The sequence below is a fragment of the Thermomonas sp. S9 genome (assembly GCF_024704365.1).
GTDB lineage: Bacteria > Pseudomonadota > Gammaproteobacteria > Xanthomonadales > Xanthomonadaceae > Thermomonas.
Map to the genome: position 1 here is coordinate 1,121,256 of NZ_JAJDFY010000001.1, position 16,417 is coordinate 1,137,672.

General features: G+C 70.9%; 12 protein-coding genes and 4 pseudogenes. 8 read left to right on the forward strand and 8 right to left on the reverse strand.

The genetic code is table 11. From position 1 onward, the window contains the following. Positions 1 to 19: 19 nt before the first annotated feature. Genes LJB71_RS05590 through queG form a run of 7 tightly spaced genes read right to left on the reverse strand, consistent with a single transcriptional unit; the run spans position 20 to position 8,619 of the window. A complete protein-coding gene (locus LJB71_RS05590; RefSeq protein ID WP_310649390.1) occupies positions 20 to 1,987 on the reverse strand; it encodes a nitric-oxide reductase large subunit in 1,968 nt (655 codons plus the stop codon). Continuing rightward, a complete protein-coding gene (locus tag LJB71_RS14535) occupies positions 1,891 to 2,343 on the reverse strand; it encodes a hypothetical protein (protein ID WP_310649391.1) in 453 nt (150 codons plus the stop codon). The genes LJB71_RS05590 and LJB71_RS14535 overlap by 97 nt, the downstream gene beginning before the upstream one ends. A 31-nt stretch (positions 2,344 to 2,374) precedes the next feature. Next, a complete protein-coding gene (locus LJB71_RS05595) occupies positions 2,375 to 3,127 on the reverse strand; it encodes a helix-turn-helix domain-containing protein (RefSeq protein WP_259303410.1) in 753 nt (250 codons plus the stop codon). Positions 3,128 to 3,167: 40 nt separating this feature from the next. Further along, complete coding sequence (gene hemN / locus LJB71_RS05600) at positions 3,168 to 4,568, reverse strand: oxygen-independent coproporphyrinogen III oxidase (RefSeq protein ID WP_259303411.1); 1,401 nt, start codon at positions 4,566 to 4,568, stop codon at positions 3,168 to 3,170. A gap of 44 nt (positions 4,569 to 4,612) precedes the next feature. Continuing rightward, positions 4,613 to 5,299 carry a thiopurine S-methyltransferase gene (locus LJB71_RS05605; RefSeq protein WP_259303412.1) on the reverse strand — a complete coding sequence of 229 codons (687 nt, stop codon included), beginning with the start codon at positions 5,297 to 5,299 and terminating at the stop codon, positions 4,613 to 4,615. Continuing rightward, positions 5,296 to 7,545 (reverse strand): DNA topoisomerase IV subunit A, encoded by a 2,250-nt coding sequence (parC, locus tag LJB71_RS05610; RefSeq protein ID WP_259303413.1) that lies wholly within the window; start codon positions 7,543 to 7,545, stop codon positions 5,296 to 5,298. Before parC ends, LJB71_RS05605 begins: the two co-directional genes overlap by 4 nt. A gap of 9 nt (positions 7,546 to 7,554) precedes the next feature. Beyond that, positions 7,555 to 8,619: a tRNA epoxyqueuosine(34) reductase QueG gene (queG, locus tag LJB71_RS05615; protein WP_259303414.1), complete on the reverse strand. Its 1,065-nt coding sequence runs from the start codon at positions 8,617 to 8,619 to the stop codon at positions 7,555 to 7,557. A gap of 114 nt (positions 8,620 to 8,733) precedes the next feature. On the opposite strand from queG, the pseudogene LJB71_RS05620 reads away from it, so the two are divergent. From LJB71_RS05620 to LJB71_RS05655, 8 genes and pseudogenes are all read left to right on the forward strand, one after another. Continuing rightward, positions 8,734 to 9,267, forward strand: a pseudogene (locus LJB71_RS05620) (NAD(P)H-hydrate epimerase); the annotation flags it as partial. A gap of 161 nt (positions 9,268 to 9,428) precedes the next feature. Then, positions 9,429 to 9,545, forward strand: a pseudogene (locus LJB71_RS05625) (NAD(P)H-hydrate dehydratase); the annotation flags it as partial. A gap of 43 nt (positions 9,546 to 9,588) precedes the next feature. Further along, positions 9,589 to 10,140 carry an NAD(P)H-hydrate dehydratase gene (locus LJB71_RS05630; RefSeq protein ID WP_259304744.1) on the forward strand — a complete coding sequence of 184 codons (552 nt, stop codon included), beginning with the start codon at positions 9,589 to 9,591 and terminating at the stop codon, positions 10,138 to 10,140. Positions 10,141 to 10,144: 4 nt separating this feature from the next. Next, positions 10,145 to 10,600 (forward strand): tRNA (adenosine(37)-N6)-threonylcarbamoyltransferase complex ATPase subunit type 1 TsaE, encoded by a 456-nt coding sequence (gene tsaE, locus LJB71_RS05635; RefSeq protein WP_259303415.1) that lies wholly within the window; start codon positions 10,145 to 10,147, stop codon positions 10,598 to 10,600. A gap of 118 nt (positions 10,601 to 10,718) precedes the next feature. Beyond that, positions 10,719 to 12,158 (forward strand): N-acetylmuramoyl-L-alanine amidase, encoded by a 1,440-nt coding sequence (locus LJB71_RS05640; RefSeq protein WP_259303416.1) that lies wholly within the window; start codon positions 10,719 to 10,721, stop codon positions 12,156 to 12,158. A gap of 37 nt (positions 12,159 to 12,195) precedes the next feature. Then, positions 12,196 to 14,032: pseudogene (gene mutL, locus LJB71_RS05645) on the forward strand (DNA mismatch repair endonuclease MutL). Positions 14,033 to 14,293: 261 nt separating this feature from the next. Continuing rightward, a complete protein-coding gene (locus LJB71_RS05650; protein WP_259303417.1) occupies positions 14,294 to 14,971 on the forward strand; it encodes a DUF1684 domain-containing protein in 678 nt (225 codons plus the stop codon). After that, complete coding sequence (locus LJB71_RS05655) at positions 14,968 to 15,891, forward strand: TraB/GumN family protein (protein WP_259303418.1); 924 nt, start codon at positions 14,968 to 14,970, stop codon at positions 15,889 to 15,891. The genes LJB71_RS05650 and LJB71_RS05655 overlap by 4 nt, the downstream gene beginning before the upstream one ends. A 39-nt stretch (positions 15,892 to 15,930) precedes the next feature. Here the strand turns inward: LJB71_RS05655 and rnfB are convergent. Beyond that, positions 15,931 to 16,361: pseudogene (gene rnfB, locus LJB71_RS05660) on the reverse strand (Rnf electron transport complex subunit RnfB). Positions 16,362 to 16,417 lie beyond the last annotated feature (56 nt).

Consider the following 16,417-nt stretch of genomic DNA (forward strand, 5'->3'; position numbering starts at 1 on the left):
CGGCGCCATCCGGTGCCGGTCAATCCCGTGCCGGCTGCGGCTTCCGCCACAGGCGCGCGATGAACAGGCCCAGCAGCAGCGCGCCGCTGGCGAAGACCAGATCGCCCGGCATGCGCATCCACACCAGCATGTGGATGATGGGCCGGGTCATGAACTCGGCCGAACGCGCGAACCAGTAGCCGTGTTCGAGTGCGGCATTGAGCTGCAGGACCCCCATCGGCAGCAGGGTCAGCAGCGCCATCAGGCCAAGCCCGATGTTGAAGCACCAGAACGCCGCGCGCAGCAGGCCTTCTGGCCACTGCACCTGCGGGCGCAGCCCACGCACGCAGAACAGCATCAGCCCGATCCCCAGCATCCCGTACACGCCGAACAGCGCGGTATGCCCGTGCAGCGGAGTCAGGTTCAGGCCCTGCATGTAGTACAGCGCGATCGGGGTGTTGATCAGGAACCCGAACAGCCCGGCGCCGACCAGGTTCCAGAAGCTCACTGCCAGGAAGAACATGATCGGCCACTTGTAGCGGGCCATCCACGGGGTCGCGCGGCTGTGGCTCCAGGTCTCGTAGGCCTCCAGCCCGATCAGCGCCAGCGGGACCACTTCCAGCGCCGAGAAGCTGGCGCCCAGCGCGACCGCGGCGGTGGTGGTGCCGGCGAAATACAGGTGGTGGAACATGCCCAGCACGCCGCCGGCCATGTACACGATGGTCGCGAACAGCACGTTGACGGTAGCCGAGCTGCCGCGGATCAGGCCCAGCTTCACGAACAGGAAGCTGATCACCGCCACCGCGAACACCTCGAAGAAGCCTTCCACCCACAGGTGCACCACCCACCAGCGCCAGTATTCGACCACCGAGATGTGGCTGTGTTCGCCCCACATCAGGCCGGCGCCGTAGAACAGGGCGATGGCGACGGTGGACAGGAACAGCAGGCCGACGATCGAGCCCATCTCGTCCTTGCGTTTCAGCGCCGGCCACAGTGCGCGCCCCACCAGCACCAGCCACAGCAGCAGGCCGATGAACAGGAAGGCCTGCCAGAAACGGCCGATATCCACGTATTCCCAGCCCTGGTGGCCGAACCAGAAGTTGTACTTCAGGCCCAGCTTCTGCATCACCGCGAACCACTGCCCGGCGAACGCCCCGACCACGATGATCAGCAGGCAGACGAACAGGAAGTTCACGCCAAGGCGCTGGTACTTCGGCTCATGCCCCGACACCGCGGGGGCTATGTACAGGCCGGTGGCCAGCCAGGCGGTGGCGATCCACAGCACCGCCAGCTGGGTATGCCAGCTGCGGGTCAGGGCGTAAGGCAGGACGTTGGCGATCTGGAACCCATAGGCCTGCTGGCCTTCCACCTGGTAGTGCGCGGTGGTCGCGCCCAGCAGGATCTGCACCAGAAACAGCGCGACGACGACCCAGAAATATTTCGCCGTGGCGCGCATCGAGGGCGTGATGGTCAGTCCTTTCAACGGGTCCTGCGGCGGCGGGACTGGCGCCTGTTCCTTGCTGTGCCAGCCGGCGTAGTGCCAGGCCAGCAGGCCGATGCCGCCGATCAAAAACAGCAGCGAGAATACCGACCAGATGAAGGTGTCCGAGGTCGGCGTGTTGCCGGTCAGCGGCTCGTACGGCCAGTTGTTGGTGTAGGTGCGGTGGGTTTCGCCGGGGCGGTTGGTGCCGGCGGCCCACGCGCTCCAGAAGAAGAATGCGGTCAGCGCGCGGCGGTCCGCCGCATCCGGGATCGTGTTCTCGCGCATGGCGTAATCCACGCGCAGGGAATGGGTGGCCGGATCATTCGAGAACAGGCTTTCATAGTGCGCGGCGACCGCGCTGATCGCGCGTGCGCGCTGGTCGCTGACCACGATGTCGTTCTTGCCGGGGTCGTAGGTGTTGGCGCGCATCAGCGGTTTGACCGTGGCCTGCGCCCTGGCCTGCTCGCCCGGATCCAGGCTGGCGTATGACTGCCCGGTGTCGGCGCGCGCCTGCAGTTCCAGCATGGCCTCGGTTTCGCGGTGCGCCAGTCGGCCGACCAGTCGGGCGCGACCAGCGCGCCGTGGCCCCAGATCGAGCCGAGCTGCTGGCCGCCGATGCTCTGCCAGACCTGGCGGCCGCGCTCGATGTCGGCCCGGGTGTACAGCGTCTGGCCGCTGGTGGTGATCACACGGTCGGGAATGGGCGGGGCGGTGTGGAACAGGTCCACGCCCAGCCACAGCATGACGGCGAAGCTGGTGGCCAGCAGCGCGCCAAGCCCCAGCTCACAGCCTTTTGGTGACGGACATTGCGACTCTCCTGCGGTGGGATGATCGCGGCCATGCTCGAACGGCCGCGGCCGCCGCTCCATGACATGGGTCAACCGCAGGTCATCTGCGCGCCGCGGCGCGCACTCAGTCGCGCAGGATCGGCGCCGCCAGCGCTTCCAGCCGATGCGGGTCCAGCAGTTCCACCTCGCGCCGGTCCACCGCCAGCAGGCCCTCGTCCTGCATCCGGCGCAGCACCCGGCTCACCGTCTCCGGGGCCAGCCGCAGGTAGTTGGCGATGTCGGTGCGCGCCATCGTCAGCTGGAAGCGGGTCGCGGAGAAGCCGCGCGCGGCGAGCCGGCGTGCCATCCCCACCAGGAACGCGGCCATCCGCTGGTCGGCGCTCCAGTCGCCGGCGAGCAGGGCGGCGCGGCCGATGTCGCGGCTGAGCAGCCGGAACAGTTCGCGCTGCAGACCGGGCACCCTGGCCGCCAGCAGGGACATCTTCGGGAACGAGAACCGGCACAGCATCACCGTGTCCAGCGCGATCGCGTCGCACGGATAGCGGTGGCCATCGATCGCGTTCAGGCCGATCACCTCGCCCGGGAAATGGAAGCCCAGCACGTGCTCGCGGCCGTCGCGGTCGGTGACGCAGGTCTTGACGCAGCCGGCGCGCACCGCGGCGATCGCGTCGAACGGATCGCCCTCGCGGAACAGCACCTCGCCGGCATGGAACGGGCCGACATGCTCGACCAGCACGTGCAGTTCCTTGAGCGCGCTCTTGTCCATGCCCTGAGACAGGCAGGCGTGCGAGAACGCGCAGGTCGAGCAGAATTGCAGTTCGTCGCCGTCGTCGGACAGCACCTGCGGAGTCAGGCGCGGAAACGGCAGGCTGCTCATCGCGGCCTCTGATGGGTGTGCAGCATGGCCAGGGCGCGCGTCAGATCGCCCGCGAGTAGCGCGGCCGGGCGTCGGGGTTGGGCTGGGTGAGATAGCGGTCGAAGCACATGGCAATATTACGCAGCAACAGGCGCCCGTGCGCGGTGGCCTGGATGCGGTCGGGCAGCACCCGCGCCAGGCCGTCGTGGATCAGCGGCCGCAGGCGCTCGATGTCCGCGTCGAAATAGCGGCGGAAATCGATTCCGTAGCGGCGTTCCAGGGCGGCGATCGGGATTTCGCCCTGGCACATCAGCGACTGGATCAGGTCGGCGCGCAGTTCGTCGTCCTCGCTCAGGCGCATGCCGCGGAACACCGGCAGGCGGCCATCGTCGATCGCCGCCTCCCAGCCGGGCAGGTCGCGCGGATTCTGGCTGAAGCTGCTGCCGATATGGCTGATGGCCGACACCCCCAGACCCACCAGGTCGCTGTCGGCATGGGTGGTATAGCCCATGAAGTTGCGGTGCAACCCGCCGCGCTGCTGCGCGCGCGCCAGTTCGTCGTCGGGCAGCGCGAAGTGGTCCATGCCGATGTACACATAGCCGGCGGCGGTGAGCTTTTCCACCGCCAGCTGCAGCAGCGCCAGCTTGGCCTCGCCATCCAGCAGCAGGGTCTCGTCGATCTGCTTCTGCGGCTTGAACAGATGCGGCAGATGCGCATAGCTGTACACCGCGAGCCGGTCCGGCTGCAGCGCGATCACCGTGTCCAGGGTGCGCGCGAAGCCGTCCAGGGTCTGCGCCGGCAGGCCGTAGATCAGGTCGATGTTGACCGACCGCATCCCGGCCCGGCGCGCGGACTCGATCACCGCGCGGGTCTCGGCCACGCCCTGCACCCGGTTCACCGCCTGCTGCACGGCCGGGTCGAAGTCCTGCACGCCCAGGCTGGCGCGGTTGAAGCCGATCTTCGCCAACTCCGGCAGCCAGCCGGGCTCGCAGAAGCGCGGGTCGATCTCGATCGAGATGTCGCGGTCGCCGGCCTCGGCGAAATGGAACTGGCGGCGCAGGGCATCCACCACGTCACCCAGCTGCCGCGGGTTCAGGAAGTTGGGCGTGCCGCCGCCGAAGTGCAGCTGGATCACCTCGCGGTCGCGGTCGAACAGCGGCGCGATGAGCGCGATCTCGCGGTGCAGCCGCGCCAGATACGCCTCGCCGCGCGCGGCGTCGCGGGTGATCACGCGGTTGCAGCCGCAGTAGAAGCAGGGGCTGAAGCAGAACGGCACGTGCACATACAGCGACAGCCGGCGCGGGATCGGTTCCTCGTTGCTGGCCTGGATCACCGCGCGCAGCTGCGCTTCGCCGAAGTCGGTATTGAACTGCGGCGCGGTCGGGTACGAGGTATAGCGCGGGCCGGGCCGGTCGTAGCGGCGCAGCAGATCGGCATCGAAGGTGACGTGCTGGGAATGCATGCCCGCAGCTTAGGCAGCCGCGGGCGGGGGCGACTTGATCCTGGTCAACGATTCCGGCCGATCCCGGCGGGTGCGGTCCAGCGGCGATCCAGCCGGTACACGTGGGTGTCCAGGCGCGAGACGCCGGCGATGAAGCCGGGGCTGCCGGGCGGGATCGGCCGCTGCTCCAGCGGCTGCAGCTGCCAGCCATCGGCATACAGCGCCTCGACTTCCGGCAGCTCCACGCTGAACGGCGGGCCGTCGCGTTCGGCCTGCGGATATTCCAGGGTGATCAGCAGGCCGCGGCAGCCCTGCGGCAGGCGCGCATACAGCTCGCCCGCGTAGCGCCGGCGCATCGGCGGTGGCAGTGCGATCAGCGCGGCGCGGTCGAATACCGCCGCGCACGGCGCCAGCAATCCGGCGTCCAGCGCGAACGCATCGCCACAGATGATTTCGATGCCGCCGGCGCGGTGGTGCAGGCCGTAGCGGGTCCGTTCCACCTCGGGTACCAGCCCATGCTCGGCGAAGAACGCGTCCACCGCGATCTGCGACAGCTCCACGCCCAGCACGCGGTGGCCCAGGCCGGCCAGCCAGGCCAGGTCCAGCGACTTTCCACACAGCGGTACGAACACCTGCGCCCCTGCCGGCACCGCCAGCGCCGGCCAGTGCTTGAGCAGCAGCGGCGTCGGCGTGGCCTGGTGGAAGCCGATCTGCTGTTCGGCCCAGCGCTGGTGCCAGAACTGCGGGTTCATGCCTCCACCACCAGCGCGTCCACCTTCTGCCAGCCGCGCGGGAGCAGGCCGCCGCGGCTGCCGCGCGCGCCGAGGTAGGCCTCCAGGTCCTTGAACGCCAGGGTCATGGTGCGCGCACCGGAGGCAACCAGCAGCTTGCCGCCGGCGGGCACCACCGCCACCGCCACCACCTGTTCGGTGCCGCGCTTGGCCTTGGGGATCTCGATCAGCTTGTTGCCCTTGCCCTTGTCGAGTTCCGGCAGTTCCGCCACCGGGAACGCCAGCACATGGCCGGCGCTGGTGACCACGACGATGCGGTCGGCCGCGGGGTCCGCCACCGGCGCCGGCTGTAGCACCTGCCCGCCCTCGGGCAGCGCCAGCAGCGCCTTGCCCGCCTTCTGCCGGCTGATCAGGCTCTCGAAGCGGGTGACGAAGCCATAGCCGTGGCTGGAGGCGAGCACCAGACGGTCCTCGCTGCCGGCGCTGGCCAGCGCCTGGAAGCTGGCGCCCGGCGGTGGGCTGAAGCGGCCGGTCAGTGGTTCGCCATTGCCGCGCGCCGAGGGCAGGGTGTGCACGGCGGTGGAGTAGCTGCGCCCGGTGGAGTCCAGGAACGCGACCTGCTGGTTGCTGCGCGTGCGCACCGCCGCCAGCAAGCCGTCGCCTTCGCGATAGGACAGACCGGCGGCGTCGATGTCGTGGCCCTTGGCCGCGCGCACCCAGCCCTTCTCGCTCAGCACCACGGTCACCGGCTCGCTGGCGACCAGCTCGGTCTCGTCCAGCGCCTGCGCGGCCTGGCGCGCCACCAGCGGGCTGCGGCGGGCGTCGCCGAACGTCTTGGCGTCGGCCAGCAGCTCGTCCTTGATCAGCTTCTTCAGCCTGGCCTTGCTTTCCAGCGTGGCGATGAGGGTTTTGCGTTCGGCGGCGAGCGCGTCCTGTTCGCCGCGGATCTTCATTTCCTCCAGCCGCGCCAGCTGCCTCAGCTTGGTGTCGAGGATGTAGTCGGCCTGCTCTTCGGACAGCGCGAAGCGCGCCATCAGCACGGGCTTGGGCGCGTCCTCGCTGCGGATGATGCGGATCACCTCGTCGAGGTTGAGGAAGGCCACCAGCAGGCCGTCCAGCAGGTGCAGGCGGCGCTCGACCTTGTCCAGCCGGTGCCTGAGGCGGCGGGTGACGGTGTCCTGGCGGAACGCGAGCCACTCGGTCAGCAGCAGCTTCAGGCTCTTCACCTGCGGGCGCCCGTCCAGGCCGATCACATTGAGATTGACCCGATAGCTCTTCTCCAGATCGGTGGTGGCGAACAGGTGGCCCATCAGCTGCTCGGCGTCCACCCGGTTGCTGCGCGGTACCAGCACGATGCGGGTGGGATTGGCGTGGTCGGACTCGTCGCGGATGTCCTCCAGCCACGGCAGTTTCTTGGCGCGCATCTGCTGGGCGATCTGCTCGATCACCTTGCCCGGGCTGACCTGGTAGGGCAGCTCGGTGATGACGATATTGGCCTGCTCGCGCACGTACACGCCGCGCGCGCGGATCGAGCCGCTGCCGGTTTCGTACATCGCCTGCAGGTCCGCGGCGGGGGTGATGATCTCGGCGGCGGTGGGGTAGTCAGGGCCGCGCACGTGCTCGCACAGGTCCCGCACCGTGGCGTCGGGATCGTCCAGCAGCCGCACGCAGGCGCTGACGATCTCGCCCAGGTTGTGCGGCGGCACGTCGGTGGCCATGCCCACGGCAATGCCGGTGGTGCCGTTGAGCAGCAGGTGCGGCAGCCGCGCCGGCAGCCAGGTGGGTTCTTCCAGCGTGCCGTCGAAGTTCGGCGTCCAGTCCACCGTGCCTTGGCCCAGCTCGCCCAGCAGGACCTCGGCGATCGGCGACAGCTTGGATTCGGTGTAGCGCATCGCCGCGAACGACTTCGGGTCGTCGCTGGAGCCGAAGTTGCCCTGGCCGTCGATCAGTGGGTAGCGGTACGAGAACGGCTGCGCCATCAGCACCAGCGCCTCGTAGCAGGCCGAATCGCCGTGCGGGTGGTACTTGCCGATCACGTCGCCCACGGTGCGCGCGGATTTCTTGGGCTTGGCGGCAGCATTCAGGCCCAGCTCGCTCATCGCGTACACGATGCGGCGCTGGACCGGCTTGAGGCCGTCGCCGATGAACGGCAGGGCGCGGTCGAGCACCACGTACATCGAGTAATCGAGGTAGGCGCGCTCGGCGTACTCGCGCAGCGGGATCTGTTCGAAGCCGTGGAAGCTGGGGCGGGGGAGTTGGTCGCTCATCCCCGCATTTTACGGGGACGGCCGCGCCGCGTGCCGGGCCAGCGCCCAGGCCACGTGCTCGCGCACCAGCGGCGAGGGGTGGTCGCGACGGCTGGCCAGCGCGGCCAGCACGGCCGGCGTGGTCGGCGCGTTGCCCAGCGCGATCGCGAGGTTGCGCAGCCAGCGTTCGTAGCCGCTGCGGCGGATCGCACTGCCTTCGGTGCGGCGCAGGAACTCGTCCTCCTCCCACGCGAACAGCTCGGCCAGGGTGGCGCGGTCCAGCCCGTTGCGGGCGCGGAAGTCGGGCTCGTCGGTGCGGCGCGCGAACTTGTTCCACGGGCATACCAGCTGGCAGTCGTCGCAGCCGAAGATGCGGTTGCCGATCAGCGGACGCAGTTCCTCGTCGATCGGGCCGTCGTGCTCGATGGTCAGGTAAGAAATGCAGCGGCGGGCGTCCAGCCGGTAGGGCGCGGTGATCGCGCGGGTCGGGCAAATCTCGATGCAGCGCACGCAGGTGCCGCAGTGCGCGCTGGCCGGCGGGTCCACCGGCAGCGGCAGGTCCACGAACAGCTCGCCGAGGAAGAACCAGCTGCCGCCGTCTTTGTCGATCAGGCAGGTGTGCTTGCCGATCCAGCCCAGCCCGGCGTTGCGCGCCAGCGCGCGTTCCAGCACCGGCGCGGAATCGGTGAAGGCGCGGTAGCCGAACGGGCCGATTTCCGCCTGCACCTGCTCGGCGAGCTTTTGCAGGCGGTTGCGCAGCAGCTTGTGGTAGTCGCGGCCCAGCGCGTAGCGGGCCACATACGCACGCTCGCCGTCCCGAAGCGTCTGCCAGGCCACGTCGGGGTCCTGGCCGTAGTCCAGCCCGACCGAAACCACCCGCAGCGTGCCCGGCAGCAATTCCGCCGGACGCGCGCGCAGGGCACCGTGGCGGGCCATCCAGTCCATCGAGCCGTACAGGCCCTGCGCCAGCCAGTCGCGCAGGTGGGCTTCGTCCTCGCGCAGGTCGATGCCGGAAATGCCCACGCGCTGGAAGCCCGCCGCGTGCGCCAGCGCGCGGATGCAGTCGGCCAGCGCGGCGGGATCGGGCGTCGTCATCCGCACAAGTATAGAAGCGGCCGCATCCGGGCCGGTCTAGAATGGCGCATGCCCGCGCCGCTGCCCCTGTTCGACACTGCCGCGCTGCGCGCACTGGAAGCGCGCGGGATCGCGATGTGTGGCGGCGATGCGTTTGCGCTGATGGCGCGCGCCGGGCAGGCCGCCTGGCGCTGCGTGCTCCGGCACTGGCCCGCGGTGCGGCGAATCGTGGTGGTATGCGGGCCGGGCAACAACGGCGGCGACGGCTACGTGCTGGCGCGTTGCGCCCACGAGGCCGGGCGCGCGGTGCGCGTGCTGCGGCTGGCCGAACCGGCGAGCGCACTCGCGCGGCGCGCCTGCGCGGACTATCTGGCGGCCGGTGGCGAAATCGACGACGCCCTCGGCGAGTGCGACCTGATCGTCGATGCGCTGTTCGGGATCGGCCTGTCGCGCGCGCCGGACGGGCCGGCGGCGGCGCTGATCGCCGCCATCAACGCGCATCCGGCGCCGGTGCTGGCGCTGGATGTGCCCAGCGGGCTGGAGGCCGATCGCGGCAGCGCACCGGGCCCGGCGGTGATCGCCACGCGCACGCTGCAGTTCCTCGCCCGCCATCGCGGGCTGCGCACCGGCGCGGCGCTGGATCACTGTGGCGAGCTGGAGCTGGCCACGCTGGCGCTTCCAGTAACCGTGTTCGACGGCATCGCGCCCGCGGCCATGGCCTGCCGCGCCGATGCACTGGCGGGCTTTTTCCGCTGCGCCCGCGCGATGCCCACAAGGGCCGCAACGGCCACGTGCTGTGCGTTGGCGGCGAGGCCGGCAGCGGCGGCGCGGTGCTGCTGGCGGCGCAGGCTGCGTTGCGCTGCGGGGCGGGGCTGGTCAGCGTGGCGACCCGCGCCGCGCACGTGCCGGCGCTGCTGGCGCGCTGCCCGGAAGCGATGGCGCACGCGGTCGAGGACGTCGCGCAGCTGGATGCCTTGCTGGCGCGCGCGGATGTCGTGGCCATCGGCCCCGGGCTGGGGCAGAGCGCGTGGGGGGCGGGCGCTGTTCGAGCGCGTGCTGGCCTGCGACAAACCGCGCGTGTTCGACGCCGAGGCGCTGTCGCTGCTGGCGGCATCCGGCGCAATGCTGCGTCCCGACGACGTGATCACCCCGCACCCGGGCGAGGCGGCGCGCCTGCTCGGCGCCACCACCGCCGAAGTCCAGCGCGACCGTTTCGCCGCCGCCGCCGCGCTGCAGGCCCGCTGCGGTGCGGTGGTGGTGCTGAAGGGGGCGGGCACGCTGGTACAGACCGAAGGCATCGCCCCGCGCCTGATCTGCGCCGGCAACCCGGGCATGGCCACCGGCGGCATGGGGGATCTGCTCACCGGGGTGATCGCCGCGCTGCGCGGGCAGGGCTTCACCGCGCCCGATGCGGCGGTGGCCGGTGCGCTGCTGCATGCCGCCGCCGGCGATGCCGCCGCGCGCGAGGACGGCGAGCGCGGCCTGCTGCCCTCCGACCTGCTGCCGTGGCTGCGCCGGCTGGCCAATCCGATGCGACGATAGGCGGATGTCCGGGCTTTTCCTTCCCGATGCCGCCGCCACCGAGGCCCTTGGCCTGCGCCTGGCGCAGGCGCTGCCCGCGCGCGCCGTGGCCTACCTGCGCGGCGATCTCGGCGCCGGCAAATCCAGCCTCGCGCGCGCGCTGCTGCGCGGGCTGGGCGTGACCGGCACCATCCGCAGCCCGACCTACACCCTGGTCGAGCAATATCCACTGACGCAGGGCGCGCTGGCCCTGCATCTGGACCTGTACCGGATCGGCGATCCGGGCGAGCTGGAGTTCCTCGGGCTGGACCCCGATGCGGCCCGGCTGTGGCTGGTGGAATGGCCGCAGCGCGGGCGCGGCGCGCTGCCGCCGCCAGACCTGGACATCCACCTGGCGCTGCAGGGTGCGGGGCGCGCCTGCACGCTGGAAGCGCAGACCCCGACCGGGCGCGCGTGGCTGGATCTGGCGGGGCTCGGATGAGTCAGCCTGCAAGTTGCATCGATATTTGCGTGCCCTGATTGAGGAAAATCTCGCAGGTACTGGATTATTCAGGGAAAAGTGCTTGCGCTTCTGACCGGAAAGTGGTTCACTCCGGGCCATGCGCCTGAAGGGGAGCCAGCGCCAGCCAGCCGTCGCGGCCGCCATCGGTCTGGTCGCGCTCGCGCTGCTTCCGGTAAAAGCGTCTGAAATCAGGCAGTTGCGAATCGAGTCGGGGCCGACCGGCACGCGCGCCGAGCTGCACCTGGACAAGATGGGCGAGTATCGCCTGATCCCGTTGTCGAATCCCGAGCGGCTGGCGGTGGACTTCCCCGACAGCCATCTGGCGCGCGGGCTGACCCTGCCGGGCGCGGCCGGGATGGTGAAGGCCGTGCGCACCGGGCAGCCGGCGCCGGGCACGCTGCGGGTGGTGTTCGATCTGGCCGGCAAGGTGAAGGCGATCCCGACCACCCTGGACGGCGCCGCCAGCGGTGCCGTGCTGGTGCTGGAATGGCCGGGCGATGGCCCCGCCCCGGCGCAGGCCGTCGCCTCGGCGCCCGCGCCGGCTGCGCCGTCGGGCAGCGCGCCGAGCGCCGCACCGGGCGCCGCCCCGAGCGATCCGATCGCGGCCTTCGCGCAGCATCCGCTGCCGGCGTCCGTCAATCCCGGCCCGGCTTCGGCGGCTCCCGCCCTCGCCGCGCCGGCGCCCGCCGTGGTCGAAAGTGTTCCGACGCCGGCCGACCCGCCATTGCCGCCGCCCCCGCGTCCGGCGCTGCAGGCGGGAATGCGCCCGCTGGTGGTGGCCATCGATGCCGGCCACGGCGGGCAGGACCCCGGCGCCCGCGGCCCCGGCGGCACCCGCGAGAAGGACGTCACCCTGGCGATCGCGCGCGAGCTGGCGCGCCAGGTGAATGCCACCCCGGGACTGAAGGCCTACCTCACCCGCGACAGCGACGTGTTCATCCCGCTGGAATATCGCGCCCGCCGCGCCAGCGCCAACAAGGCCGACATCTTCATCTCGATCCACGCCGATGCCGCCGAGAACCGCGGTGCGCGCGGATCGTCGGTGTACATCCTGTCCACCCGCGGCGCGTCCTCGCAGCGCGCGCGCTGGCTGGCCGACAAGGAAAACGCGGCCGACGTGATCGGCGGCGCGCGCGTGCGGGTGGCCGACAGTACCCTGACCTCGGTGCTGCTGGACCTCACCCAGAGCGGCAACATGAAGGCCTCGGAGGACGCGGCCCAGCATGTGTTGGGCGGGCTGAAGCGGGTCGGCAACAACCACAAGCCGGACATCGAGCGCGCCAACTTCGCGGTGCTGCGCACCTCCGACAAGATGCCGGCGATGCTGGTGGAAACCGCCTTCATCTCCAATCCGGAGGAAGAAAAGCGGCTTACCGACCCGGCGTTCCAGCGCACCCTGGCGCGCGCCATCCTGGACGGCGTGGATACCTATTTCTCGCGCCAGCCGCCGCCGGGCACGCTGTACGCCGCCCGCGCGCAGGCCGCGCAGTCGGCGCAGGCGATGGATGTCCCGCGCAGCGGCATCGGCAGCCGCTGAGCGCCAGCGGCTACACTGGGCGGGTGAGTACCCGCCAATGACGATCCGCCAGCTTCCCGACACCCTCATCAACCAGATCGCCGCCGGCGAGGTCGTCGAGCGCCCGGCCTCGGTGGTGAAAGAGCTGGTGGAAAACGCGCTCGATGCCGGCGCGCGCCGCATCGACATCGACCTGGAAGACGGCGGCATCCGCCTGATCCGCATCCGCGACGACGGCGGCGGGATCGCACCGGAGGAGCTGCCGCTGGCGGTCAGCCGCCACGCCACCAGCAAGATCGCCTCGATCGACGATCTGGAAGCGGTGGCCACGCTGGGCTTCCGCGGCGAGGCGCTGCCGTCGGTCGCCTCGGTCAGCCGCTTCCGGCTGGTCTCGCGCCGGCCGGATGCCGGCCACGGCGCCGAGCTGCGCATCGACGGCGGACGTGTGGGCGAGGTGGTGCCGCAGGCGCATCCGCCCGGCACCACGGTGGAAGTGCGCGACCTGTTCTTCAACGTCCCCGCGCGACGCAAGTTTCTGCGCGCCGAGCGCACCGAGCTGTCGCACATCGAGGACTGGCTGCGCACGCTGGCGCTGGCGCGGCCCGACGTGGAGATCCGGGTCAGCCACAACGGCAAACCGTCGCGGCGCTGGAAGGGTGAAGGCCACCTGCTCAGCGACGTACGCCTGCACGAAGCGCTGGGCGAGGAGTTCGCCCGCAACGCATTACGCGTGGACCATGCGGGTGCCGGCATGCGCCTGCACGGCTGGATCGCGCAGCCGGCCTACAACCGTGCCAGCGCCGACCAGCAGTACCTCTACGTCAACGGCCGTAGCGTGCGCGACCGCAACGTTGCCCACGCGGTGCGGCAGGCCTATCAGGACGTGCTGTTCCACGGCCGCCACCCGGCCTACGTGCTGTTCCTCGAACTCGATCCGCGCGGGGTGGATGTCAACGTGCACCCGGCCAAGCACGAGGTGCGCTTCCGCGAATCCCGCCTGGTGCACGATTTCGTCTATCGCACGCTGCACGCCGCGCTGGCCGAAACCCGCGCCGGTGCCGCGCCTGCGTCGCTCTCCGCGGGCACGCCCGGAGCGGTTCCGGGAGCGCTGCCTGCGCATGCGTCGGTGGCGGGCGGCGGCGGGCATGTCTCATACGCGGCGCCGGCATTCGCGCCACAGCAGCAGGCGATCGGCCTGCGCGTGGCCGATGCGCCCGCGGCCTACGCGGCCCTGTATGCGTCGCGTGACCAGGCTGCGCAGACGGCATTCGCACCTGCGGCCGCGATGCCGGAGACCGCGCCGGACGGCATGCCGCCGCTCGGCTTCGCCATCGCCCAGCTGCACGGCATCTACATCCTGGCCGAGAATGCCGACGGCCTGATCGTGGTCGACATGCACGCCGCACACGAGCGCATCGTCTATGAGCGCCTCAAGGCCGCGCACGATGGCGAAGGCCTGCGCACGCAGCCGCTGCTGGTGCCCGCCAGCCTGGCGGTGTCCGAGCGCGAGGCGGACATCGCCGAACGCGAGGCCGGGATGCTGGCGCAGCTTGGCTTCGAGGTGCAGCGCAGCGGCCCGCAGTCGCTCGCTGCTGCGCAGCGTGCCGGCGCTGCTGGCGCAGGGCGACGTGGAGGCGCTGCTGCGCGACGTGCTGGCCGACCTGCGCGAGCACGGCAGCACCCGCCGCGTGGCCGAGACCCGCGACGAACTGCTGGCGACGATGGCCTGCCACGGTGCGGTGCGCGCCCATCGCAAGCTCACGATTCCCGAGATGAACGCCCTGCTGCGCGAGATGGAAGCCACCGAGCGCTCCGGGCAGTGCAATCACGGGCGGCCCACCTGGACCCGCTTCTCGCTGGCGGAGATCGACAAATGGTTCCTGCGCGGACGTTGAGCCTGCTGCTGGTGGCGCTGCTGGCCGCCTGCAATCGCGATACCGGCCCGAGCGCGGCGGCGCTGGCCGCCAGGGCGAAAGCCCAGGCCGCCTTCGAGGCCTCCGAGCAGGCCTGGCGACGAGCAGCGGCAGGCCGGGCTGACCAAGCCCGACGGCTGGACCAGCCTGGTCGGGCTGCACTGGCTGGATCCGGGCGCGCATCGGGTCGGCAGCGGCACCGACAACGGCATCCGCCTGGCGCTGGGGCCGGCGCATCTGGGCGTGTTCACGGTGCGCGCCGGCAAGGTGCGTTTCGTGGCGGACACCGACGTGACCATCGACGGCACGCCCGCCCGCGGCGGCGAGCTGCGCAGCGATGCCGATCCCGGAGGCGCCAGCCTCATCGGCTTCGACGACGGCAAGGGCCAGGCGCTGGTGATCGCGCGCGGCGGCCGGCTGGCGCTGCGGGTGAAGCATGCCGACGCCCCCAGCCGTGTGCACTTCAGCGGTCTGGACTATTGGCCCGGCGGCCCGCAGTGGCGGCTGCCGGCGCGCTTCATCCCGCATCCGCCGGGCAAGACGCTGCCGGTGGTGAATATCATCGGCATCACCGAGAACATTCCCAACCCCGGCGCGCTGGAGTTCACCCGCAACGGCACCCGCTACCGGCTGGAGGCGCTGGCCGAAGGCGAGGGCACCCTGCTGGTGGTGTTCGCCGACCGCACCAGCGGCCACGGCAGCTATGGCGCCGGCCGCTTCCTGGACGCGCCGCTGCCGGATGCGCAGGGCCGCGTGCTGCTGGACTTCAACCGCGCCTACAACCCGCCGTGCGCGTTCACCCTGTTCGCCACCTGCCCGCTGCCGCCGCCGCAAAACCGCCTGAACCTGCGGGTGGAAGCCGGCGAGAAGGCCTATCGCAAGCCGGTTGAACGGCCCGTTTCCGGGAGCCCTGCCGCATGAGCCTGCACCGCCTGTTCCTGCTGCTGTGCCTGGTCCTGCTGGTTCCGTTCGCACAGGCCGACGCCCCCGCCTATCGCCCGCTGCTGTGGAAGGTGTCGGACGCCGACAGCGCGGTGTACCTGCTGGGCGCATTCCACCTGCTCGAGGCCGATGACTATCCGCTGCCGGCGGAGGTGGAGCGCGCGTTCGACGACAGCGCCATGCTGCTGTTCGAAGTCGATCCCGCCGCGATGACCGCGCCCGGGACCGTGGCGGCGATGCGTCAATACATGGCCTACGAGGATGGCAAGACGCTCAGCGCCGTGCTGCCCAAGGCGACGCTGGACAGACTGGGCGTGCTGGTGGCGGCCAGCGGCGGCAGTCTGCAGGCGCTGGAACACAGCGAGCCGTGGGCGGTCAATCTCAGTCTGACCTTGGGCATCACCCAGGCGCTGGGCCTGCGCGCGGACCTCGGCCTGGACCGTGTTCTCATGCAGCGCGCCGCGCAGGCCGGCAAGCCCGTAGCCGGGCTGGAGACCGTCGAGGCCCAGCTGCAGGCGATGGACAGCGTGCCGTATGCCGAGCAGGTGCAGGGGCTGGATGAATTCCTGGCCGACCCGCAGAAAGCCGCGCGCCAGTTGCAGCAGCTTCATGACGGGTGGCGCGCAGGCGATGCGGACAGACTCGATGTGGAAATGCGCGCCGAGATGGCGCGCAAGACCCCGCAGAGCTACCGCCTGCTGGACGTGGACCGCAACCAGGCGTGGCTGCCGCAGATCGAAAAGCGGCTGGCCGATTCGCACCGGGACAATACCCTGGTAGTGGTGGGCGCGCTGCACCTGCTGGGGCCGGACGGGCTGGTGGAGCAGCTGCGCGCCAGGGGCTATACGGTGGAGCGCATTTGCGATACCTGCGCGCCGCAGGCGCAGGCAGCGCATTGAGGCGCGGCGACCGACGGTGGCGCCGCGGTCTGATCCGCTTCAGGCGGGCGCGACGGTGATGATGCAGTCCACCGGGCAGGCGGGAATGCACAGGTCGCAGCCGGTGCACAGTGGCTCCAGCACGCTGTGCATGTGCTTGGGGCCGCCGACGATGGCATCCACCGGGCAGGCCTGGATGCACTTGGTGCAGCCGATGCAGTCGGCCTCGACGATCCGCACCGCGTGCGCCGGCGCCTGCACGCCGCGGGCGCGGTCGTAGCGCACCGCGGCCACGTCGGGCCGGCCAAGCACGTGCGCCAGCGCGCGCGCGCCGGCATCACCGCCCGGCGGGCAGCGCCCGGCCCGGCCTCGCCGCGCGCCATCGCCTCCGCATACGGCCGGCAGCCGGCGAAGCCGCACTGCCCGCACTGGGTCTGCGGCAGCAGGCGGTCGAGGCGCTCGATGAGCTCGGAGAGCCGGCTATCGGTCATGGCCGGGATTCGCAGCCGGGGACGCCGCGTTCGCTTCCGCGCATGCCCCGATGCCG

Coding starts and splice junctions, on each gene's coding strand:
- LJB71_RS05590 (WP_310649390.1), bottom strand. CDS start 1,987: ATGCTGGAACTGCAGGCGCGCGCCGACACCGGGCAGTCATACGCCAGC.
- LJB71_RS05595 (WP_259303410.1), bottom strand. CDS start 3,127: ATGAGCAGCCTGCCGTTTCCGCGCCTGACTCCGCAGGTGCTGTCCGAC.
- hemN (WP_259303411.1), bottom strand. CDS start 4,568: ATGCATTCCCAGCACGTCACCTTCGATGCCGATCTGCTGCGCCGCTAC.
- LJB71_RS05605 (WP_259303412.1), bottom strand. CDS start 5,299: ATGAACCCGCAGTTCTGGCACCAGCGCTGGGCCGAACAGCAGATCGGC.
- parC (WP_259303413.1), bottom strand. CDS start 7,545: ATGAGCGACCAACTCCCCCGCCCCAGCTTCCACGGCTTCGAACAGATC.
- queG (WP_259303414.1), bottom strand. CDS start 8,619: ATGACGACGCCCGATCCCGCCGCGCTGGCCGACTGCATCCGCGCGCTG.
- LJB71_RS05630 (WP_259304744.1), top strand. CDS start 9,589: ATGTCGTGGCCATCGGCCCCGGGCTGGGGCAGAGCGCGTGGGGGGCGG.
- tsaE (WP_259303415.1), top strand. CDS start 10,145: ATGTCCGGGCTTTTCCTTCCCGATGCCGCCGCCACCGAGGCCCTTGGC.
- LJB71_RS05640 (WP_259303416.1), top strand. CDS start 10,719: ATGCGCCTGAAGGGGAGCCAGCGCCAGCCAGCCGTCGCGGCCGCCATC.
- LJB71_RS05655 (WP_259303418.1), top strand. CDS start 14,968: ATGAGCCTGCACCGCCTGTTCCTGCTGCTGTGCCTGGTCCTGCTGGTT.